The sequence below is a fragment of the Variovorax rhizosphaerae genome (assembly GCF_037889975.1).
GTDB lineage: Bacteria > Pseudomonadota > Gammaproteobacteria > Burkholderiales > Burkholderiaceae_C > Variovorax > Variovorax rhizosphaerae.
The window spans coordinates 54,004-74,601 of record NZ_JBBKZT010000001.1 but is presented as its reverse complement, the minus strand read 5'-3'; the positions used below and the strand labels follow the sequence as shown (position 1 = coordinate 74,601).

Annotated in this window: 17 protein-coding genes; 6 read left to right on the top strand and 11 right to left on the bottom strand. The window is 66.5% G+C overall.

Translation table 11 applies throughout. The annotated features are described in order from the left end of the window. The first annotated feature begins 68 nt into the window (after positions 1-68). The 5 genes from WKW82_RS00315 to WKW82_RS00295 all read left to right on the top strand — a co-directional run bounded on the left by WKW82_RS00315 (position 69) and on the right by WKW82_RS00295 (position 8,081). Entirely contained in the window at positions 69-3,851 is a 3,783-nt protein-coding gene (locus WKW82_RS00315) for a hypothetical protein (RefSeq protein WP_340340259.1), read from the top strand. A gap of 208 nt (positions 3,852-4,059) precedes the next feature. Continuing rightward, complete coding sequence (locus tag WKW82_RS00310; protein WP_422823382.1) at positions 4,060-5,031, top strand: Bug family tripartite tricarboxylate transporter substrate binding protein; 972 nt, start codon at positions 4,060-4,062, stop codon at positions 5,029-5,031. Positions 5,032-5,041: 10 nt separating this feature from the next. After that, the gene (locus tag WKW82_RS00305; protein ID WP_340340257.1) at positions 5,042-6,397 is read left to right on the top strand and encodes an FAD-dependent oxidoreductase; all 1,356 of its coding nucleotides are present in this window, start codon (positions 5,042-5,044) and stop codon (positions 6,395-6,397) included. A gap of 9 nt (positions 6,398-6,406) precedes the next feature. Beyond that, on the top strand, positions 6,407-7,024 hold the full coding sequence (locus WKW82_RS00300; protein ID WP_340340256.1) for a SecDF P1 head subdomain-containing protein: 618 nt from the start codon (positions 6,407-6,409) through the stop codon (positions 7,022-7,024). 157 nt (positions 7,025-7,181) lie between these two features. Further along, complete coding sequence (locus WKW82_RS00295) at positions 7,182-8,081, top strand: acyl-CoA thioesterase (protein WP_340340255.1); 900 nt, start codon at positions 7,182-7,184, stop codon at positions 8,079-8,081. Here the strand turns inward: WKW82_RS00295 and WKW82_RS00290 are convergent, their stop codons facing one another. Further along, complete coding sequence (locus WKW82_RS00290) at positions 8,082-8,927, bottom strand: GNAT family N-acetyltransferase (RefSeq protein WP_340340254.1); 846 nt, start codon at positions 8,925-8,927, stop codon at positions 8,082-8,084. 55 nt (positions 8,928-8,982) lie between these two features. Continuing rightward, a complete protein-coding gene (gene atpE, locus WKW82_RS00285; RefSeq protein ID WP_340340253.1) occupies positions 8,983-9,225 on the bottom strand; it encodes a F0F1 ATP synthase subunit C in 243 nt (80 codons plus the stop codon). 151 nt (positions 9,226-9,376) lie between these two features. On the opposite strand from atpE, the gene WKW82_RS00280 reads away from it, so the two are divergent. Beyond that, positions 9,377-10,174: a hypothetical protein gene (locus tag WKW82_RS00280; protein ID WP_340340252.1), complete on the top strand. Its 798-nt coding sequence runs from the start codon at positions 9,377-9,379 to the stop codon at positions 10,172-10,174. A 53-nt stretch (positions 10,175-10,227) separates the two neighbouring features. Here WKW82_RS00280 and WKW82_RS00275 read toward each other — a convergent pair whose 3' ends face one another. The 9 genes from WKW82_RS00275 to WKW82_RS00235 all read right to left on the bottom strand — a co-directional run bounded on the left by WKW82_RS00275 (position 10,228) and on the right by WKW82_RS00235 (position 20,497). Continuing rightward, positions 10,228-11,241, bottom strand: a complete 1,014-nt coding sequence (locus tag WKW82_RS00275) for a CobW family GTP-binding protein (RefSeq protein ID WP_340340251.1) — start codon at positions 11,239-11,241, stop codon at positions 10,228-10,230. Continuing rightward, positions 11,238-12,890, bottom strand: a complete 1,653-nt coding sequence (locus WKW82_RS00270; RefSeq protein WP_340340250.1) for an amidohydrolase — start codon at positions 12,888-12,890, stop codon at positions 11,238-11,240. Before WKW82_RS00270 ends, WKW82_RS00275 begins: the two co-directional genes overlap by 4 nt. A gap of 26 nt (positions 12,891-12,916) precedes the next feature. Further along, positions 12,917-13,975, bottom strand: a complete 1,059-nt coding sequence (locus WKW82_RS00265; protein ID WP_340340249.1) for an ABC transporter ATP-binding protein — start codon at positions 13,973-13,975, stop codon at positions 12,917-12,919. A gap of 57 nt (positions 13,976-14,032) precedes the next feature. Next, entirely contained in the window at positions 14,033-15,052 is a 1,020-nt protein-coding gene (locus tag WKW82_RS00260) for an ABC transporter ATP-binding protein (RefSeq protein WP_340340248.1), read from the bottom strand. A gap of 1 nt (position 15,053) precedes the next feature. Next, positions 15,054-15,938 carry an ABC transporter permease gene (locus tag WKW82_RS00255; RefSeq protein ID WP_340340247.1) on the bottom strand — a complete coding sequence of 295 codons (885 nt, stop codon included), beginning with the start codon at positions 15,936-15,938 and terminating at the stop codon, positions 15,054-15,056. Between the two features lie 82 nt (positions 15,939-16,020). Next, on the bottom strand, positions 16,021-16,995 hold the full coding sequence (locus WKW82_RS00250; protein ID WP_340340246.1) for an ABC transporter permease: 975 nt from the start codon (positions 16,993-16,995) through the stop codon (positions 16,021-16,023). Next, complete coding sequence (locus tag WKW82_RS00245) at positions 16,992-18,581, bottom strand: ABC transporter substrate-binding protein (RefSeq protein ID WP_422823381.1); 1,590 nt, start codon at positions 18,579-18,581, stop codon at positions 16,992-16,994. Before WKW82_RS00245 ends, WKW82_RS00250 begins: the two co-directional genes overlap by 4 nt. A 114-nt stretch (positions 18,582-18,695) precedes the next feature. Continuing rightward, positions 18,696-20,096: an NAD(P)/FAD-dependent oxidoreductase gene (locus WKW82_RS00240; protein WP_340340245.1), complete on the bottom strand. Its 1,401-nt coding sequence runs from the start codon at positions 20,094-20,096 to the stop codon at positions 18,696-18,698. Positions 20,097-20,110: 14 nt separating this feature from the next. Beyond that, positions 20,111-20,497 (bottom strand): nuclear transport factor 2 family protein, encoded by a 387-nt coding sequence (locus WKW82_RS00235; protein ID WP_340340244.1) that lies wholly within the window; start codon positions 20,495-20,497, stop codon positions 20,111-20,113. Positions 20,498-20,598 lie beyond the last annotated feature (101 nt).

Sequence of the window (20,598 nt, the reverse complement as noted above, 5' to 3'; positions counted from 1 at the left end):
AAGTTGCTTTGCCAGAAATGCTATGTACAAATAAGTAGTTACAGGGAACGTAAATAAGTAAAAGCGTAATGAAGAAGTTAGCGACACTCGCGCTCGTCCTGTCCACCTTGACCGCGTGCGGTGGTGGATCCAGCGGCAGCCTCCCCTCATCTTCTGCCAGCACGATCGGCATCGGTGCACAGTCTTCTTACTCGGAAGCTGCCACCACCTCTGGTTCCAGCGCCAACGCCAAGGACAGGACCCGCCAGAAGACGACCACCGGGCCCTTGGTCAGGGAAGGCGAGCCCTTCGTTCTTTCCACGACATCCCAAGTGCGCTTTGGCAGCGGCAGCAACTGGCGCGAACGAACCATATTCGCGCAAGACCTCGTGACTTGCGACGTCGCTACCTTCGGCGACCCTGGCGTTCCGGCGCCCCGCGTCTGCGAAACCTTGGCCGAGCTGCCGGAGGTGGAGCCGGGGAAGACCCTCTCGCACTTGGCCAACGAAGGGGAATTCTTCAAGTTGACGGCGGCAACGCCGGTGCGTTTTGGCCGGGCTGACAAATGGCGCGAGATTGTCATGCCTGCTGGCATCGCGGTGAATTGCCACGCCTCTATTTTTGGCGACCCGGGTATTGCGGCGCCCAGGGAGTGCGTGTCGGTGGTCGATTCGGGGGCAACCCCCTCGCCGGGGACGGGGAAGACCATCACCGCGCCCCTGGAAAGGGAGGGTCAGATCTTCACCGTCTTCGAGACACGCCGCGTGCGATTTGGCAGCGGCAGCAACTGGCGCGAGGCGACCATTCCCGCCCACAAGGTCGTGACTTGCAGCGTCGCCACCTTTGGTGATCCTGGCGCTGCGGCCCCCCGAGTCTGCGAGACAGTGACCGAGGTGCCGGCAGTGGAAGCGGGGAAGACCATCACGCACCTTGTCAACGAAGGTCAGTTCTTCAATTTGCCAGTGGCGACGACGGTGCGCTTTGGCAGTGGCAACCATTGGCGCGAGTTCGTCATGCCGGCCAACCTCACGGTGAGCTGCCATGTCGATATCTTTGGTGGCCCGGGCGTCCCGGCTCCCCGGGTCTGCGTCACGGTCGTGGACGGGACGCCGCCTGCGCCGGGAACGGAGACCGGGAAGACCATCACTGCGCCCCTGGAAACGGAAGGCCGTATCTTCTCTTTGCAAGTTTCCACTCGGGTGCGGTTCGGCAGCGGCGGCAACTGGCGCGAGGCAACGATTGCCGCTCACAGCGTCGTGACTTGCGGCGTCGCCACCTTTGGCGACCCTGGCGTGCCGGCGCCCCGAGTCTGCGAGACGGTGGCCCAGGTGCCGGCGGTGGAGCCGGGGAAGACCATCTCGCGCCTGGTCAACGAAGGGGAATTCTTCAAGTTGACGGAGGCGACGGCGGTGCGCTTTGGCAGCGGCAACTACTGGCGCCAGGTCGTCATGCCCGCCGACACCCTGGTGAAGTGCCAAGTCAACTTCTTTGGCGAACCTGGTGTTCCGGCACCCCGGGAGTGCGTCACGGTGGTCGATTCGGGGACGACGTCGCCGACGGCAGGGAAGACAATCACTTCGCCGTTCATCGCAGAGGGCCTGCCCTTTGTCTTGCCCGAGTCGAGCCGCGTGCGATTTGGCCGCGGCAGCAACTGGACCGAGAGGAACGTTCCCTCCCACCGCCTCGTGACTTGCGATCTCGCGACCTTTGGCGACCCCGGCGTTCCGGCGCCGCGCGTCTGCGAGAAGGTGGCCGAGGTGCCAGCGGTGGAATGGGCAAAGATCCTGTCGCCTTTGGCAAACGAAGGTGAGTTCTTCAATTTGACGACCGCGACGGCTGTACGCTTTGGCAGCGGCAACTACTGGCGCGAGATCGTCATGCCCGCCAACACCTTGGTGAAGTGCCACGTCGCCATCTTTGGTGACCCTGGCGTTGCGGCGCCTCGGGCGTGCATCACGGCGGTGGCTGACCCGAATGCAAAGGCTCCCGACCCCTCGCTTTCTGATTCGGGAGGCAATCTGCCTGAGGACGTGGTGGATGCTTCCGGCAATATCGTTGCGTCCGACTACACCCGCATGGCAGCAGTGATGAGCAAGCCGGCCGGCATGAAGTACCGCTACGGTACGAATTCCGCGTCGTATGGCGCCAGTGGCGGCGTTCAGCTGTATGGGCCGCGTCCGGACAACCTGACGCCTGACTACAAGCCCATGCATGCAAACCATCAGAATCTCTGGCAGATTGGCATTCGCACTGTGGAGCCAGGGCTGTACTCCAGCAACCAGGCCAATGTGACCTTCGTGGCCGACAGCGCGGACAACGTGGGCATCGCCGACTTCCAGACTTCCAACCATATTCTTGGCACCTTCGCCCAGTTGCCGCAACTCAGCTGGACCCGCTATGGCGGCGGCATCGACAGCTTCAATGTGGTGGACTACAAGTTCGAGGGCATTGTCAGCGGTGATCCGATCGCGGTCGCGCGTTGCGGTGGTCGCGCAGGCGGCTGCATCTCCGGCGTGGCGGCATTCCAGAACGGCGTGATCGCCACCGTGGGCAACAACACGGCGATCAACAAGGCGTCGGTCAAGCTGCCAGCCAACAAGGTGCCTACTGGCATCGCCATGACCAATGGCAGCGAGTTCGCGCTGGTCACGGTGTGGGACACCGACGCCCTCAAGGGCCAGGTGGCAGTGGTGGCGCTGGCCGGCCTGTGCGACAACTGCAGCGCGTCCGATCGCAACGCCAACGGCACCCACAGCGCCTGGTATGAATGGTGGCAGGAGTGGATGGGCGTGTATCCGGGGCTGCCGAACATGGGCAACATTGCCTTCATGAAGATCCTGGGCTACGTCGACCTGGTCGCACCGGATGGCTCCGCGATGAAAGCACCGACCGAGATCGCAGTGACCACCGGCCACGATCCGTTCGACTCGATGATCGGCGGCATTGGCTTCATGGGCCACTCCCTTCCCTTGACCAGCCAGGCCAACCGGCAGGCCTTCCTGAACGGCGAACATTCCCACAGGTACGCCAAGGGCGGGATGGCGGTGGTGATCTCCAAGTCGGAGAAGAAGGCGGCCTTCATCGACCTGAAGCCCTTGTTCACCCAGCTCAACAGCGCCTACTTTGGTGGCGACCTCGGCACCTTCAACGCGCGCATGGCCAGCCTCGGCCAAGGCGACAACCAATGGCCGTACACCTTCGCCAGCCAGTCGCTGCAGAGGCCGACCGTGGTGAAGATGATTTCGTTGCCTGACAAGCCCACCGCCGTCAAGACCACCGTGTGGGGCCCGAACCAGCGGGCGTGGATCGCCACGCAAGAAGGCACCTTGCGCGTCTACAGCCTCGGCAACTACGCGCCAGGCCGTACGGCGATGCCAACGACGGCCTCCTCGATCGCCGAATTGCCGCAGTTCGCGATCGCCGTCGGGCGCAATCCGACATCGCTGGCGTGGTCCAAGGGCGAGCCGGATGACCTTGACTTTGCCAACGTCCACAATCAATACGCCGATCCCAACAAGCAGGTGATCGTGAATTCGCGGGGTGATCGCAAGGTCTCATGGGTGCGCTTCGGCGCCAATGGCAGCAGCATCGTGCGCGTGTTGCAGGACCCGCGCATGCAGGATCCGATCGCCATCGAAGATGCGGACAACTTCGCCAATTGGGGCTTTGTGCTGACCGTCGCAGACCATGACGGCAGGGCGGTCCACAACTTCCGCTATGGCCCGGTGACCTTCTCCGATCCGGGCTCCGCGTGCCAGATGGCCAGAGGTGGATGTCCGGTGGTGGCGACGGGGTCGACCAAGATCGAGTACGGCGGCAAGTTGGCCTTGCCGGGCAAGCCGTTCCAGGTGAGCGGCTCCAACGTGCCCTGAGGCCAGGCTGCCAATCTGAAAGACCCGCGGCGCGGGTCTTTTTTCCTGGCCGCCAACCGGCACGATGCAGTCACGGCAAACCGTTCCGTGTTTCAGGCCGGATCCGTCATGATCGAACACGCGAAGAAGTCGACTTGCCGCGCGAGGCGCCCAGTTGACGCACCGACGTCCTTCGATCTTGCGCAGGTGCGAAGAACGACGTGAGATCATGCCGCCCATGTCAATTTCCCGTCGAAACCTCCTGCTTGCGGCGACTGCCGCGCCCCTCACCAGCCATGCCCAAAGCGGCACATGGCCGACCCGGCCGGTGCATCTTGTCGTCGGCTTTCCGGGCGGCTCCACGCCCGACATCGCGGCGCGCGTGCTGGCCGAACCGCGGGCGCATGCGCTGGGCCAGCCGGTCATCGTGGACAACAAGCCGGGCGCCTCCGGCAACATCGCGGCCGACTTCGTGGCCAAGTCGACGGACGACCACACGCTGGGCATCGTGATCAACGGCAACCTGACCTCGTCGAAGCTTCTCTACCCGAGCCTGCCTTACGACCCGGAGCGCGACTTCACTGCCTTGTCGCTGCTGGTCACTGCCCCGCTGGTTCTGGTGGCCTTGCCCAATCTGCCTTCGGGCGCCGCGTTCTTCGATGCGGCCCGGACTGCGGGTGACAAGTGGAACTACGGCTCGGTCGGCATCGGCTCGGTCGGGCACCTCGGCATGGAACTGCTCAAGACGCGCGTGCGTGGACTGGCGCCGGTGCACGTGCCGTTCCAGGGCAATCCGCAGGTGGTCACCGCGATGCTGGGCGGGCAGGTCCAGATGGCGCTGATTCCACCCGGGATTGCGATGCCGCAGGTGCGCGCCGGCAAGCTCAAGGCCATCGGCCTGACCAGCGGTCGCAGTCCGCTCGTGCCCGATGTGGCGCCACTGGCCAATGAAGGCGTGCGCGACTTCGACCTGGAAGTGTGGGCTGCGCTGCTCGGGCCGGCGAGCCTGTCGAAGGCGGAGCAGCAACGCATCGCGCGCGAACTCGGCCCGATCATGAAGTCTGCCGAGGTGCGGCAGAAGCTGTTCGAGCAGGGCTGGCAGGCCGTGGGCACCTCGGCCGACGGCATGCGCGCTCGCGTCAGGAAAGAGGCGGCCATCATGGCGAGCATCATCAACGCCAAGGGCATCAAGCTTGAATAGTGGGGGCGCCATGCTGACGGAACCGGCGCGCAGCTTGCCGGTGTTCGGCGAGTACGACGTGGTTGTGATCGGGGGCGGTCCGGCCGGCTTGGCCGCGAGCGCCAGCGCGGCGCGTCACGGTGCGCGCACGCTGGTGGTGGAGCGCTACGGTTTCCTGGGCGGCATGGGCACTGCCGGCGGCGTGACCAACTTCGCCGGTCTCTACGGGCGGCGCGGCGGCGAGATGACGCAGGTGGTCCACGGCGTGGTCGACGAACTGCTGGCGCGCATCGATGCGCTCGGCGGCCTCAACAAGCCGCAGGATGGCATGCAGGGCCGCATCCGCGTGCGCTCCTACGATGTGTCGGCCTACAAGTGCGCGGCGGACCAGTTGTTGCTGGCGGCCGGCGTGGACGTGCTGTTCCACGCATGGGCCGCGGCTGTGCTGATGATGGACGCGGCGGAAGGTGCGAAGCGCATCGATGCCTTGGTGGTCGAGACCAAGTCGGGTCGGCAGGCCATTCGGGCCACGACGTTCATCGACTGCTCAGGCGACGCCGACGTGGCCGCCTTTGCCGGCGTGCCCTTCGAGGTAGGCGACGGGCAGGGCAGCAGCCTGTTTCCGACCACGATGTTCCGCATCGGCCATGTCGATCCGCAGCCCGCGCTCGCGGCCATCGGCGAGTTCAAGGCCATCAACGACCTCATGGAAGCCGCCCTGCGCGACGAGCCCGGCCGCTACAAGTTTCCGCGCGAGGGCGCCATCGTGCGCCCGCAGATGAACCCGACGGAATGGCGGGCCAACGTCACGCAGATCTGCAACGCGGAGGGCCGTGCGATGAGCGGTGTGGACGCGCGGCAGCTCAGCGCCGGTGAGACCGAGGGCCGGCGCCAGATCGTCGAGTACTTCCGCTTCATGCGCGGCAAGGTGCCTGGCTTTGCAGAGGCACAGATCGTCGACATCGCGCCGCAGGTCGGCATCCGCGAGACCCGGCGCATCGAGGGTGCCTATGCGCTGACCGGCGAGGACATCCTGTCGTCGGCCCGCTTCGACGACGCGATCGGCATCAACGCCTGGCCGATGGAATTGCACCGCGACGGCCGCATCGACTGGGGCTTTCCGCGCGATGCCGACAACGCCTGCAACGACCTGCCCTGGCGCATGCTGGTGCCCGCCAAGGTCGACAACCTGCTGGTGGCCGGCCGTTGTGCGTCGATGACGCACGAAGGTCAATCGGCTGCGCGGGCCAGCGGTGGCTGCTTCGTGATGGGGCAGGCCGCGGGGACCGCAGCGGCCCTGGCACGCGGTGCGGCGATGCGATCGGTCGACGTGGCGGCGTTGCAAGGGGCGCTGCAGGCGGATGGCGTGATTCTTTCGAAGGGGTAGTCAGCCCTCATGTCCGGCTCCATGCGTCGTTCCATTCTGGTGACCTCGCTCCTCGCGGGCACGCCGTTGCTCGCGTTGTCACAGAGCGGCTCGATTTCCATTCGTGCCAACGCGTCCAGTGCCTCCGATATCCAAGCCATCTCGAAAGTGCTTCAGGCTCGCGCGGATGAACTCCGGACCGCCTGGTTTGGATCGACCTCCGCGAAGGTCGAGGGCAACGTCGTGGTCTTGTCTTTCTCCGGCTGGGCGCCAAGGCCGAAGCTCGTCGAAGCCATTGCGGTATCCAGTCGAAGCCTGCGACTCGTCGTTGAGCCCTCAGCGACAGACGTCCTGCTGACAGAGGCGGATGTCGCCGATGCCCAGCCGGGAATGGGGAAGGAGCCTGAACTTGCCATTCGACTCAACGACTCAGGCGTGGCGAAGCTGCGCGCCCGTGGGAACGCACTCCTCGGGAGGGTCGTTTCCATCTACTGGGATGATCGACTGGTGTCTCGACCGAAGGTCAACGCAACCCTCGTACGGGACATTTCCATCACTGTGCCGAGCGCGGATGACGCCATGCTCATGGCGATCGTCTTGCGGTCCGGCCCCTTGCCCAAGGGCACTTCGCTGACCTTGGTCCGGTGACCCGCGGGGCTAGGCTCCACGCGATGACTCCCCCGTTCCTTCGTCCCCTGAACTCGCTTCGATGGATGGCATGCGGCTCGCAGTGCACGACAGCGCGCTGCCACCAAGGCGACCCTTCGCCCTCGTCCGCTCGCGCGATGCCGGCAAAATCAACCGCATGAGCCCCACCGCCGCCCACGCCGACCGCATCGTCAACGACCTCGTCACGCTGCTGCGGCTCGAGCAGCTCGGGCCTGACCGCTTTCGGGGCGCCAGCGAGGACATCGGCACGCGCAACGTGTTCGGCGGACAGGTGCTGGGCCAGTCCGTGATGGCGGCCTGCCGCACCGTCGATCTCGAGCGGCCGATCCATTCGCTGCATGCCTACTTCCTGCTGCCTGGCGACAAGCGCGAAGCCATCGACTACGAGGTCGATCGGGTGCGCGACGGCCGCAGCTTTGCCACGCGGCGCGTGTCGGCCTGGCAGAAGGGCCGCGTCATCTTCACGATGATGGCTTCGTTCCAGGCGCCGGAAGTGGGCGCCTTCGAGCACCAGCACCCCATGCCGCCGGCGCCCTCGCCGGACACGCTGGTGAGCGACGCCGCGTTGCGCCGCGCGCTGGGTGACCGCCTGCCTTCGACCATCGCCCGCGCCAAGTTCGACGCGGAGCGGCCCATCGAATACCGCACCGTCGACCCGACCGATCCGCTCGAACCCGAACCGCGCTCGTCCGACTACCAGCTCTGGCTGCGCTCGCTCAGCAAGCTCCCGGACGACCCGGTGCTGCATTGCGCGCTGCTGGCCTACGCGTCCGACCACGGCCTGCTGCGCGCCGCGCTGCTGCCGCATGGCCTGAGCTTCATGCAGCCCAACCTGATGGCTGCGAGCCTGGACCATGCGATGTGGTTCCACCGCGATTTCCGCCTCGACGACTGGCTGCTGTATGCGATCGATTCGCCCAACGGCGTGGGCTCGCGCGGGCTGTGCCGCGGCCAGATCTTTTCGCGTGACGGGCGGCTGGTGGCGTCGGTGGCGCAGGAGGGCGTCGTGCGCGTCCTCGATGACAGCGCGGGCTGATCAGCCCAGTTCGAAAGAGGTCACGCCGAAGACGCGTTCGATCTCGCAAGCCGGCGTCGCGCCGGCATACATGCGCGCCGTCTCGAACACGCGCTGCATGCCCAGCGAAGTGGCCAGCGTGGCCGCCTCTGCATTGCGCAGCGGCACGTCGAGGAACACCGTGTCGCCCACCGGCACGCTGCGGCACAGCGCTAGGTAGAGCGACTTGGCCACGTCGCGGCTGTCGGCCACGAGCGGGCCGATCTTGTGGCCTTCGCGGCAGCGGCGGATCATCCCCCAGCCGGCCAGGCGCTTGCGCTCCATCCAGGCCAGGCCGGTGGCGTCGGGCATGCCGATCCAGGCGCGCAGGAATTCGTCGCGCGCGGCCGGGAACACGCGGCGGTCGTCGCCGCGGATCAGCTTGAAGTCGACGCTGGACAGCGGCACGATCTGCCCCGCCACGGCCTGCCCCGCGGGACGTGCCACGCCGGCGAAGCGCGCGTTGTTCCAGGCCAGCGTGAAGCCGCTGCGTCGGTAGTTGTCCTGCTGCGCCGGCACGCCGTCCAGGCCGATCACGCGCCCTTCCAGCCGCGCCATCCCCGCCTGCCACAGCTTCAGCCCGAAGCCCTTGCCGCGCCACGGCGGAGCCACCACGTAGAAGCCGATGAAGCCGAAATGCGCCTCGTAGCGCACCGCGGCGATGCAGCCGACGGGCTTGCCCTCGTGCTCGCCGATCAGGAAGCCCTCCGGGTCGGCCGCATGAAAGCAGACGCCGTCGTGCAGGCCCGGATTCCAGCCCTCCAGCGCGGCGAAGTCGATGGCCAGGCGCATTTCATTCGGGCGCAAGGTGCGGATGTGCAGGTCCATGGACCCGATTGGACGACAAACACGGGGCCATGTCTGCGTTCTGGCTTGCGCTGCATCAACCCCGGAACGGATTCGAGGTCGCGAACCAGAGCCCGATGCCGGTGGCGATGATGAAGGCGCCATCGGTCACGCCCGCGATCAGGAAGAACTTGGTCTGCAGCGTGTCGACCAGTTCCGGCTGCCGCGCGGTGCCTTCGAGGAACTTCGAGCCGACGATGCCGATGCCGATGCAGGAGCCGAAGGCGGCGATGCCGATGAGCAGCGAGACGCCGAGGGGGAGGATGTCGAAGCCGTTCATGGCTGGAGTTCCTTTGTGGGAGTTGTGAGTCGTGGCTTCACTGTCGCGGCGTGGCGTCGTGGCGTCGATGACGCTGCAGGTCATGTCGGGAGAGTTGGTCAGCGCCTCCCTGGCGGTGTAAGGTCGCGCCACCGCTTGGATACTTCTTGCAATGAATTCAATGCTGCCGACCCATTCGCTCCCAACGCGCCGGATGTTCTCTGCGCGCCTTGCGCTCAGCGCTGCCGCGCTCGGTTGCGTCGCCAGCGGCTGGGCGCGGGGGCCTACAGCGCCTCCCGCAACGCCCACGATCGAATTCATCTACGAAGGCGCGCTGGGCACCGATGCGATCGGCATGACGCTGGTGCCGGTCAAGGGTGCAGAGGGCCAGCTGACGGGGCACTACTTCCTCGGCAAGGCGCTCGCGGACATCCCGTTGACCGGCAGCCAGCAAGCCGGGCGCCTGCTGCTTCTGGAGGCGGGCGGCGGCGTGTTCGACCTGGAGCTTGTCGGCGCGGGCAACGGCAGCGGCCCGCCACCGGAACTGGGCAACAGCATCGGCGCGACCGGGACGTGGACGCAGGGTAAGCGTCGGCTCGACGTGACCTTGGGCAATACCGGCAAGCGCGAAAGCAGCGCCCGCCGATACGAGAAGGTGACCAGCGAGACCGACGCGGCCTTCGAGGCGCGCGTGCAGGACTTCCACAAGGCCGTGCTGGCCAGCGAGCGCGCCGAGGCCGCGCGCTTCGTCGACTATCCGCTGAAGGTCAAGCAGGGCGGCAAGACGCGCCAGATCGCGACCGCCGAGCAACTGGTCGCAGGATGGGACCAGGTCTTCACCAAGCCCTTCATCGAGGCGCTGAAGGTCGCGCTGCCGCATGACATGTACGTCGCGAACGGGCAGGCGATGATGGGGAGCGGGGTGATCTGGTTTGGGGCGAAGGGGGCGGCGGTGATCAACTTGCCTTAGAGGGCATCGATTGGGCGAAGCGATGGCGGACTATTCCGCTCCCTGGCTTGGCCTCAAAGTCCCCGGGCTGCCCTGAGGCTCTCGCGGAGTGCCTGCTCCAGGGCCATGGTGGGCAGTTGGCCGCGCAGGCCGATCGCGACGAGGGTGTTGTCGGTTGCGTCGTCGGGATGGGGCATCGTGGCAGGCCACGCGCGCAGGGAGCCGTGGCGGCCTGCGAACTGAAGCACGGCCCATGCGTTTGCATCGGTGCGCACCACACCCTTGAGGCGCATCACGCCCGGGGGCATGGCGCGCAGCAGTGATCGCAGCGCATCGGCGCGGAACACGCCGGGCGCGGAGAAGGACCAGGTATCGAACTGCGCGCCGTGGTCGGGTGCGTGATCGTGGCTGTGGTCATGGTCGGTGTGCGTGCAGCCGGCGGCGCAATGCGGTCCGTGCGCTGTGTCGCGCGTCGCATGCGATAGCGCACCTCCCAGCAGTGCCACAGGCACCTCGCCGAAACGCGTTTCGAAGCGGGGTGTGTCGGGGAGGTGCTTGTCGAACCACGCGCGCACGGCGGCCAACGTTTCAGCATCCGCGCGGTCGCACTGGTTCAGCACCAGCAGGTCGGCGGCGCGAAGCTGGCGGTCCACGGTGTCGGCGAGCAAGGGGTCGGCGACTTGCGCGAGCACGCTCGTCACGTCGACCAGCACGATCACGCCATCGAGTGCGAGCGCAGGATCGGCGAGGCTCACCTGCGCGATGCGCCACGGGTCCGATACGCCGCTGGCCTCGATCACGATGGCGTCAGGCTTCGGCTTGCTGTCGATGACGCGGATCAGCGCATCGGTGAGGTCGCCGCCGATCTGGCAGCAGATGCAGCCATTGGCCAGGCTGATCATGTCGGCACCGCGTGCACTGACCAGCGATGCATCGATGTTGATGGCGCCGAAGTCGTTGACCAGCACGGCCTGGCGTCGGCCGTCATTGGCTTGCAGCATGCGGTTGAGCAGCGTGGTCTTGCCGCTGCCGAGGAAGCCGCCGATCACCGTCAGCGGGATGCGGCCGGCGTGGAAGCTGTCGGTCATGTCGCCCGCGGCAACGGCACCACGCGACCGCCGATGACAGTGCCCAGCACCGGCACATCCTTGAGCTTCTCCGGCGCCACTGCGAGCGGGTCTTCGCCGAGCACGCAGAAGTCGGCGTACTTGCCGATCTCGATGGAACCGATCAAGTGATCCATCGACAGCGTGAAGGCCGCGCCCATGGTGATGGCATGCAGCGCATCGGGCACGGAGATGCATTCCGCCTCGCCGAGCTTATGGCCGGTGGAGGTCAGGCGGTTGACCGCGCACCAGGCGGTGAACAAGGGCGCGAGCGGCGTGATCGGCGCGTCGGAGTGAATGGCCAGCGGCACGCCGTGGGCGAGCGCGGTGGCGCAGGCGTCCATGCGCAGCGCGCGGTCGGGGCCCATGGTGAGCTCTCGGTGCGCATCGCCCCAGTAGTAGATGTGGTTGGCGAACAGGTTCACGCACATGCCCAGCCGCGCCATGCGCGCGAACTGCGCGGCGTCGGCCATCTGGCAGTGCTGCAAGGTGTGGCGATGGTCGGCGCGCGGGTGGGCTTCGAGCGCGGCCTCGATCGCGTCGAGTGCGAGTTCGGTGGCTTCGTCGCCGTTGGTGTGGATGTGCAGCTGGAAGCCGGCGGCGTGGAAGCCGGCGATGGCGGCCTTGAGTTGGGCGGGCGGCTGGATCCAGATGCCGTTCGGTGCGCCGTTGAAATAGCCGGGCCAGCGCACGCGCGCGGTGAAGCCCTGGATGCTTCCGTCCACCACGATCTTGACCAGGCCGTAGTGCAGCTTGTCGTTGCCGCCGTTGGCTTGCCGGTCGCGGATACGCGCCGCGCCGGCATCCACGCTCAGCGCCTCCATCATGCTCAGGAAGGCCGGCACGATGCGCACGGGGAAGTCGGGCTCCGAGGTGACTTCGGCCAAGCCGGCGGCGTTGTAGTCGGAGAGATCATTGACCAGGTCGGTAGCGGTAGTCACGCCGACGTGCTGCGCCATCTGACCGAACAGGCGCAGGCTCTGCGGATCGGCACCCGCGATGCGGAAGATGTTGCCGGTGAGCCGCGACACCGGAAACATCGCGGCGAACTCCTGCAACTCGCCGCTGGGCTCGCCGTCCTCGTAGCGGGCGATGCCTTCGATGTCGGTGTCGCGCGTGATGCCGGACTGCACGAGGGCCGGCGTGTTGACGTTCATCAGGTGCTGGCTCGCATGCAGGATGACGACGGGGCGCGTGGTCGAGACCTGGTCGAGGTGGCGCGTGGTCATGCGCTCCTTGCCGAAGAAGATCGGGTCGAAGCCCCAGGCCAGCAGCGGCTTGGCGGGGTCTTGCATGGTGGCCTCGATGGCGCGCAGGCGTTCGATCACGGACTCGAAATCCGTGCAGCCGGTCCAGACCTTGCCATCGGGCGCGGTGCGGGCGTGGAAGCCGACGAAGGGGAATTGCCAAAGACCGCCGGCCATCAGGTGCGAGTGGCCTTCGACGAGGCCGGGCATCAGCACCTTGTCCTCGAAGCGCGTGTCGAGCGTGAACGTGCCCCAGGCCTGCATGCGCGCGAGGTCGCCCACCGCGAGCACCTGGCCGTCGCGCACGGCGACGTGCGTGGCCTCGGGTTGCATCGGGTTCATCGTGAGGATCTTGCGGGCCTGGAAGACGGTGATGTCGGTCATCTGTTGAGCAGTGATTGGAATGAGGATCACGCGGCCATGGCCGGCGACGACAGCGATTCTGGCGAAGGGAGCGAAAGCGGCGCGACTGGCTTGCCGTCGACCATCTCCACGCGGCGGCATCGCACCCAGTGGCCGGGTTGCACTTCCGTGAGCGGCGGGAGCGCCTCGGCGCATTGCGGCTCAGCCACGGGGCAGCGGCCGGCAAAGCGACAACCCTTTGGCGGATTGATCGGACTCGGCGGATCGCCGGTGAGCTTGATGCGTTGCGCCGCACGTGCACGCCCGCCGCTCACCGTAGGCACGGCCGACATCAGGGCCACGCTGTAGGGATGCAACGGGTTCGCGAAGAAGGCCTTGCGCGGCCCGCGCTCGACGATCTGGCCGAGGTACATCACGGCGATGTCATCGCAGATGTGCTCGACGACGGCCATGTCGTGCGAGATGAAGAGGTAGGTCAGGCCCAGTTCGCGTTGCAGGCGGGCCAGCAGGTTGAGGATCTGCGCGCGGATCGCGATGTCGAGTGCCGACACGGGTTCGTCGCAGACCACGAGTTCGGGGTTGGTGGCGAGTGCGCGCGCGATGTTGATGCGCTGGCGTTGGCCGCCGGAGAACTGGTGCGGGAACAGGTGCTGCTGCTCGGGCCGCAGGCCGACGGCGGTGAAGAGTTCGGCCACGCGGGCCGTGCGTTCTGCCGGTGTGCCGACATTCATGAGGTCCAGCGGCGCACGCACCGCGGCGCCGGCGCGCTCCCGTGGGTTGAGCGAGGAGAAGGGGTCCTGGAAGATGATCTGCAAGCGGCTGCGCGCGCGGCGCAGCTCTTCGCCCTTCAGCGCGCCGAGGTCGGTGTCGCCGAGCTGGATACGTCCGGCCGTGACCGGCGACAGCCGCATCACCGCGAGCGCCGTCGTGGTCTTGCCCGAGCCCGATTCGCCGACGATGGCCAGCGTGGTGCCGCGCTTCACGGTGAACGACACGCCGTCGACCGCCTTCACCACTTCGGGCTTGGAGAACATGCCGGACTTGGCGCGGGGGAAGTGGACCTTCAGATCGTCGACGGACAGCAGTGTTTCGGACGCATCACTCATTGGGCAATCTCCGTGCTGCGCGTTGCGGTGCGAGCGCCTGCGTGCAAGGGGCGGTGCTCAAGCTGCTACCTCTTCCTGCGCATGCAGCCAGCAGGCCGCGCCATGCGTCGCACCATCGTCCATCGCGAACATCGGCGGCACCTCCTGCGCGCAGCGTGGCTTGGCATAGGGGCAGCGCTCGCGGAAGGCGCAGCCGCTGCCCAGCTCCCAGATCGACGGGACCATGCCATCGATCTCGGCAAGCTCGATGCGGTCGTTGTCGGTGACCGCAAAGGCGCTGCTTCCGAGTTCGGGCAGGCAGGCGATCAGGCCGTGCGTGTAGGGATGGCCGGGGTTGCCGAGCACTTCGGCGGTGGTGCCTTGCTCGATGACGCGGCCGGCGTACATCACCATCACGCGATCGGCCATCTCGGCGACGGCGCCCATGTCGTGCGTGATGAGCAGGATGGCCGTGCCCTTGTCGCGTTGGAGGTCGCGCAGCAGGTCGAAGATCTGCGCCTGCACGGTGACGTCGAGCGCGGTGGTGGGCTCGTCGGCGATGAGGATGTCGGGCCGGCAGGCGAGCGCCATCGCGATCATCACGCGCTGGCGCATGCCGCCGGAGAGCTGGTGCGGGTACTCGTCGACGCGGCGCTCGGGCGCGGGGATGCCGACCTGTTGCAGCATTTCGATGGCCCTCGCGCGCGCGGCTGCCGCATCCAGGCCCGCATGCAGCCGCAGCGATTCGCCGATCTGGTCGCCCACGGTGAGCACCGGGTTGAGCGAGGTCATCGGTTCCTGGAAGATCATCGAGATGCGGTTGCCTCGCACCTCGCGCATGCGCTCCAGGCTGACCTTGACCAGGTCTTCGCCGCCGAACAGGATGCTGCCGCTGCTGATACGGCCGGGTGGCGAGGGGATCAGCCGCAGCAGCGCCAGCGCGGTCATGCTCTTGCCGCAGCCGGACTCGCCGACCACGCAGAGGGTCTCGCCTCCGTGGATCTCGAAGTCGACGCCGTTGAGGACCATGGCGTTGCCGCGGCGCGTCTTGAATTCGACGCGCAGGTCTTTGACTTGAAGCAGAGGTTGCGTCGTCATGTCAGCGCTCGCGAAGCTTGGGGTTGAGGGCATCGTTGAGCCCGTCGCCGATGAGGCTCACCGCCAGCACCGTGATGAAGATCGCCGCGCCCGGAAACGCCACGGCCCACCAGCATGACAGCACGTACTGACGGCTCGAACCGATCATCAATCCCCAGCTCATCTGGTTCGGATCGCCGAGGCCCAGGAAGGAAAGGCCGGCTTCAAAGAGGATTGCCGCGCCGACTGCCAGCGTGGCCGACACGATCAGCGGCGGCAGCGCGTTCGGCAGGATCACCTTCCAGATGATGCGGCGGTCCCGCGCCCCGATCGCATGCTCGGCGCGCACGAATTCGAGGTCGCGGTACTTCATGAACTCGGCCCGCGTGAGGCGCGCGGTGCCGGTCCAGCTCACGATGCCGATGGCCAGTGTGACCGTCACGAGCGAAGGCGAGAACAGCGTGACCACGACCATCGCGAACAGCAGCGCCGGCAGCACCTGGAAGAACTCGGTGACGCGCATCAGCGCCGCATCGACACGGCCGCGGTAGTAGCCCGCCATCGCGCCGAGCGTGATGCCGATCAGCACCGACAGCAATGCAGCGACCGCGCCCACCAGCAGCGTCGCGCGGCCACCGTAGATCAGCGTGGTCAGCACATCGCGGCCGAGGTAGTCGCTGCCGAGGATCGCGTCTTCCGAGAAGGGCGGCGTGAGCGGCGCGGTGCGGATCTCGAAGGGATCGGCCGGGTACACCCATGGGCCCACAATGGACACCGCGAGCACGATGAACAACATCACCATGCCGGCGATGGCGGAAGGGTTGCGCATGAACATGCGCAGCGCTTCGGCGGCTGGGTGCTCGACCTTCGGCAGCGGTTTGGCGGTGGTTGCGGCAACGCTGTTCATTGCTGCCCCCACGCTCGGCACTTCGTGTCCTCGCTGCCCCCCGAGGGGGCGCGAGCTTGCTTGGGGCGGCCCGGCGCGGCGCTCATGACGCCTTGATCCGCGGATCGATCAACCGGTACGCCACGTCCGTCAACAGGTTCATCACGATCACCACGATCGACGAGAACAGCAACACGCCCAGGATCGTCGGATAGTCCCGCCGCAGCACCGCCTCGAACGCAAGCCGCCCCAGCCCCGGCCAATTGAACACCGTCTCGACGAGGATCGCCCCCGCCATCACATTGCCGAACTGCAATCCCAGCACCGTCACCACCGGCAGCAGCGCATTGCGCAGCGCATGCTTGTAGAGCACCACGCGATCGGCCAGTCCCTTCGCACGCGCGGTGCGGATGAAGTCCGAGCCCAGCACGTCCAGCATCGACGAGCGCGCGAGCCGGCTGTACTGCGCGAGGTAGACCAGCGCCAGCGTCAGCGTCGGCAGCACCAGGTGGTGTGCCACGTCGACGATGTCCCCGATGCCGCCACCGCTCGAGTCCAGCGCCCGCATGCCCGACACCGGCATGATCGGCAACACCGAGGCGAACAGGATCACCAGCATGATCCCCATCCAGAACACCGGCGCCGCAAAGCCCACCATGCTCAGCACCGTGATGAACTGCGACAGCACGCCATTCGGCTTGCGCGCCGACAGCACGCCCAGGGCCGTGCCGATGACGAAAGCCGACAGCACCGCGCTCAGCACCAGCAGCAAGGTGGCTGGCACGCGCTCGCCGATCATCTGCGTCACCGGCAGGTTGAAGAAGTACGAGTAGCCGAGGTCACCCGTCACCACGCGCCCGACGTACACGCCCAGTTGCACATACAGCGGCTTGTCCAGCCCGTACTGCTTGCGCAGGTCGGCCATCATCTCCTCGCTCATGCCGCCGCTCGCGCCCGCGATCGTCTCCACCGGGTCGCCCGGTGCGGCATGCACCAGCACGAAGTTCAGCACCACCACCGCCAGCACCAGGGCCAGGCCCTGGATCAGCCGTGATGCCACGGCGCGGGCGAGGCTCACTTCAGGTACACCTCGTCGTACGGTGACATCGGGCCCCAGATGGTCATCGGCACGTTGCCTACCTTCTTGCTCGTGACGGTGCGCGCCGGCACCGTGTTGATGAAGACGATGGGCGCGTCGTCGGTCACGATCTTCTCGAAGGTCGCGTAGTAGGCCTTGCGCTTGACCGGGTCGAGGATCTGGCCGGCGCTGTTGAGCAGCTCGTCGACCTTGGGGTTGTTGTACGACTGCGTGTTGGTCCAGACGATGGGCTTGATGTTGGTCGACAGGTAGGTGCGGTGCACGCCGATGATCGGGTCGCCCCAGTTGTAGACCTGGTCCATCGACATGTCGAAGTCGTGCGTGGCCATGCGCTTGGCCCAGGACGGGAAGTCGGCCGAGGCGCGCACTTCCACGGTGATGCCGACCTTCTTCAGCGTGGTGCGGATGTACTCGGCCACATTCTTCTGCTGGTCGTCCACGCCCGGCAGGTAGTCGATGGTGAGCTTGAAGCGCTCGCCGCCGTCGTTGACCTTGTAGCCCGCCTCGTCGAGCATCGCGGCGGCCTTCTTCAGGTCGAAGGGATAGAGCGTGACGTCCGCCGAGGCCAGCGGGCTGCTCGCGGAGATGGGGCCGTTGGCCACCTGCGCGAAGCCGCCCATCAATGCCTTGGTGATGAAGTTCTTGTCGATGGCCGTGGCAATGGCCTTGCGCACCTTCACGTCGTTGAGCGGCTTCTTCGTCGTGTTGAAGGCCAGCCAGTTGATCGAGCCGATGCCCTCGAAGCCCTTGGCCGTGACAACAGCGTTCGGGTCCTTCGTGACGCGGGCGATGTCGGTGGGTGCGGACACCTGGATCATCTGCATGTCGCCGCGCTCGAAGGAGAGGATCTGGCTCGCCATGTCGGGCTGGATGCTGAAGATCACCTTGTCGAGGTACGGTTTGTTCGGCATGAAGAATTTGTCGAAGCGCTCCAGCACCACGCGCTGTCCGGGCTTGAACTCGACGAACTTGAAGGGGCCGGAGCCGACCACGTCGGTGCTGTTGCGCGGATGGGTCTTGAGGTCCTGGCCGTCGCCGTAGATGTGCTTGGGCAGGATCGGGCACAGGGCCGGGCTCATCGCCAGCACGATGGCCGGATGCGGCACGCTCATGCGCACGATGGCGGTGTAGGCGTCGGGCGTGTCGACCTTGTCGACCGGGCCCATCATCGTGGTGAACGGGTGGTTGGCCTTGATGGCCATGATCGAGAAGGCCACGTCGGCCGAGGTGACCGGCTTGCCGTCATGGAACACCGCGTTCTTGCGCAGGTTGAGCGTGAGGGACTTGCCGTCTTCGTCGAGCTTCCAGGTCTCGGCGAGGTAGGGCTGCGGCGCCCACTTGTCATCGAAGCGCAACGGGCTCGCGAAGAGCTGCGTCGACGGCTCGGCCGTGGCGAAGCCGGATTGCACGGCACCGTTCAAGTGGCGCGGCGCCTGGGTCAGGCCGACGACGAAGGTGCCGCCCTTCTTGGCCTCCTGCGCCTGCGCCAATGGCAGTCGACCGAGCATGAAGGCACCGGAGCCAGCCAGGCAGAGCGTGCGACGGGTGATGAGACTTGAGTTCAACGAGACCTCCTTGAGTTCGGACGTGATGCACGAGGTTTGCAAGATACGGTCCAGCGCCGCGCGCATCGTGGAGCCAGATGCAAGCGATCGATGGGTCCAAGGGTTTTCACATACTCAGAGCACCTCGTCACGTAGGTAATACCAGCGGTACAGCATGCTCTGTCCGAAGCGGCGGAAGGGCGCGGCCCACTCACCTTGTCGCGGGAATTGCAAGGGGCTGTTGTAGATCGGCAGGTCGAAGGCCGCATCGCCTTCGCCCGCAATGCGTTGCGCCATGCGCCGGCCCGCATGCGCGGAGAAGGACACGCCGTTGCCGCCATAGCCCAGCGCATAGAACACGCTCTGCTTCGGGTCGGGCTGCACCACGCGCGGCATCATGTCGTGGGCCACGTCGACCCAGCCCCACCAGGAGTAGTCGATGGGGATGCCCTTCAACGGCGGGAACTTGCGTGCGAGGCCGTCGACCAACAGCTTGTAGTGCGCGTCGCGGCTCGCATCGGCGCCGGTGATGGCGCTGCGGCTGCCGATCTGCACGCGCTTGTCGGGCAGCAAGCGGTAATAGAAGCGCAGCGTGCGCGTGTCGGTGATGGCTTCGTGCGTGAGGAAGTTGGTGGCCTTCAATTCGGCATCGGTGAGCGTGCGCGTGACGATGGAATTCGACAGCACCGGGAAGTAGCGATTCGTCAACGTCGGGTGCAGGCCGGGCGCTGTGTAGGCGCCTGTTGCGATGCCCACCGTCTTGGCGCGCACCGTGCCGCCGGGTGTCTTCAGGTGGTGCGCGCCGTTCTTCGTTTCCCAACCGATGACAGGGCTCGACGGATGCACGCGCGCACCGCCGGCACGCGCACGCTTCAGGTAGCTGTACGCCAGCTTGAGCGGGTGCACGCAGATGCCTTCGGCCTCGTGCATCGCGCCGGCCGCGTCCTGGTCGTTGCAGTACTCCTCGCGCACCTGCTCGGCCGTGAGGATGCGCGTCGCATAGCCGAAGTGATCGGCCATCACGCGTGCCTCGTTGCGCAGGAAGGCCATCTTCTTCTCGCGGTGCGCGATGTAGAGATGGCCGCCGGGTTGCGGGTCGCAGTCGGCCTCGGCGACGAGTTCCTTGAAGGTGTCGAAGCCGAAGCGGATCTCGGCATCGAGACGCTGTGCGGTGGCCAGGCCCCAGCGGTCGATCCACTGGGAGCGGTAGAGCCGGCCGCTGGCGTTCTGGCCCTGGCCGCCGTTGCGGCTGGTGCAGCCCCAGGCGACGCGGTTGGCTTCCAGTACCACCGCCTTGATGCCGTGTTCCTTGGCGAGGAAGAGCGCCGTCGCAAGGCCGGTGAAGCCGGAGCCGATGATGACCACGTCGGCATCGACGTCGCCTTGCACCGGGCCGTCGTCATCGGGTGCCGGCCCGGCGGTGGCGGCCCAGTAGGTGGGGGCGTAGTCGCGGTTGCGGCCGGGGCCGTCGGACACCAGCGGGTCGTAGGCGGGGTCGTAGGGCGCGAAGAGTTCGCGCGGGGTGGCGATGCTCATCCGGGGGCCCTCGTTCAGACCGCTGGAAGCAGCGGGCGCGCCTTGCGGAACACGTTCTTGACGAGGATCTTGCCGTCCTTGAAGGTGAACAGGTCGACGCCATCGGACTCGCTGCGCTGGCCGTCCGGAGCGGTGCCGGTGAAGGTCCATTCGGACATGCCGCGATCACCCATCACGAGGTGTCTGCCGTTTCGCCACTGCGCATCCGGGAAGTTCGTCCACGCAGCGGCGAAGGCCTTGGCGACCGCTTCATGGCCGGTGTGGCGCGTGCCCCAGGCGTCGTTGCCGGCGGCGGTCTCGAACACGCAGTCGGGGTGCATGAAGGACATCAGCGCGGGCAGGTCGTGGCGGTTCCAGGCGTCGGAAAAGGCTTCGAGTGTGGCGGTGGTGACGGCGGTCAATGGGGCTCCTGCGGCGGGTCGAATCTTGCGCAAAGGTTAAGCTCGCCTCACCCCTCGTCATAGAGCCAGTCGAGCCTTATCGTGAAAGCCAGATGCACATT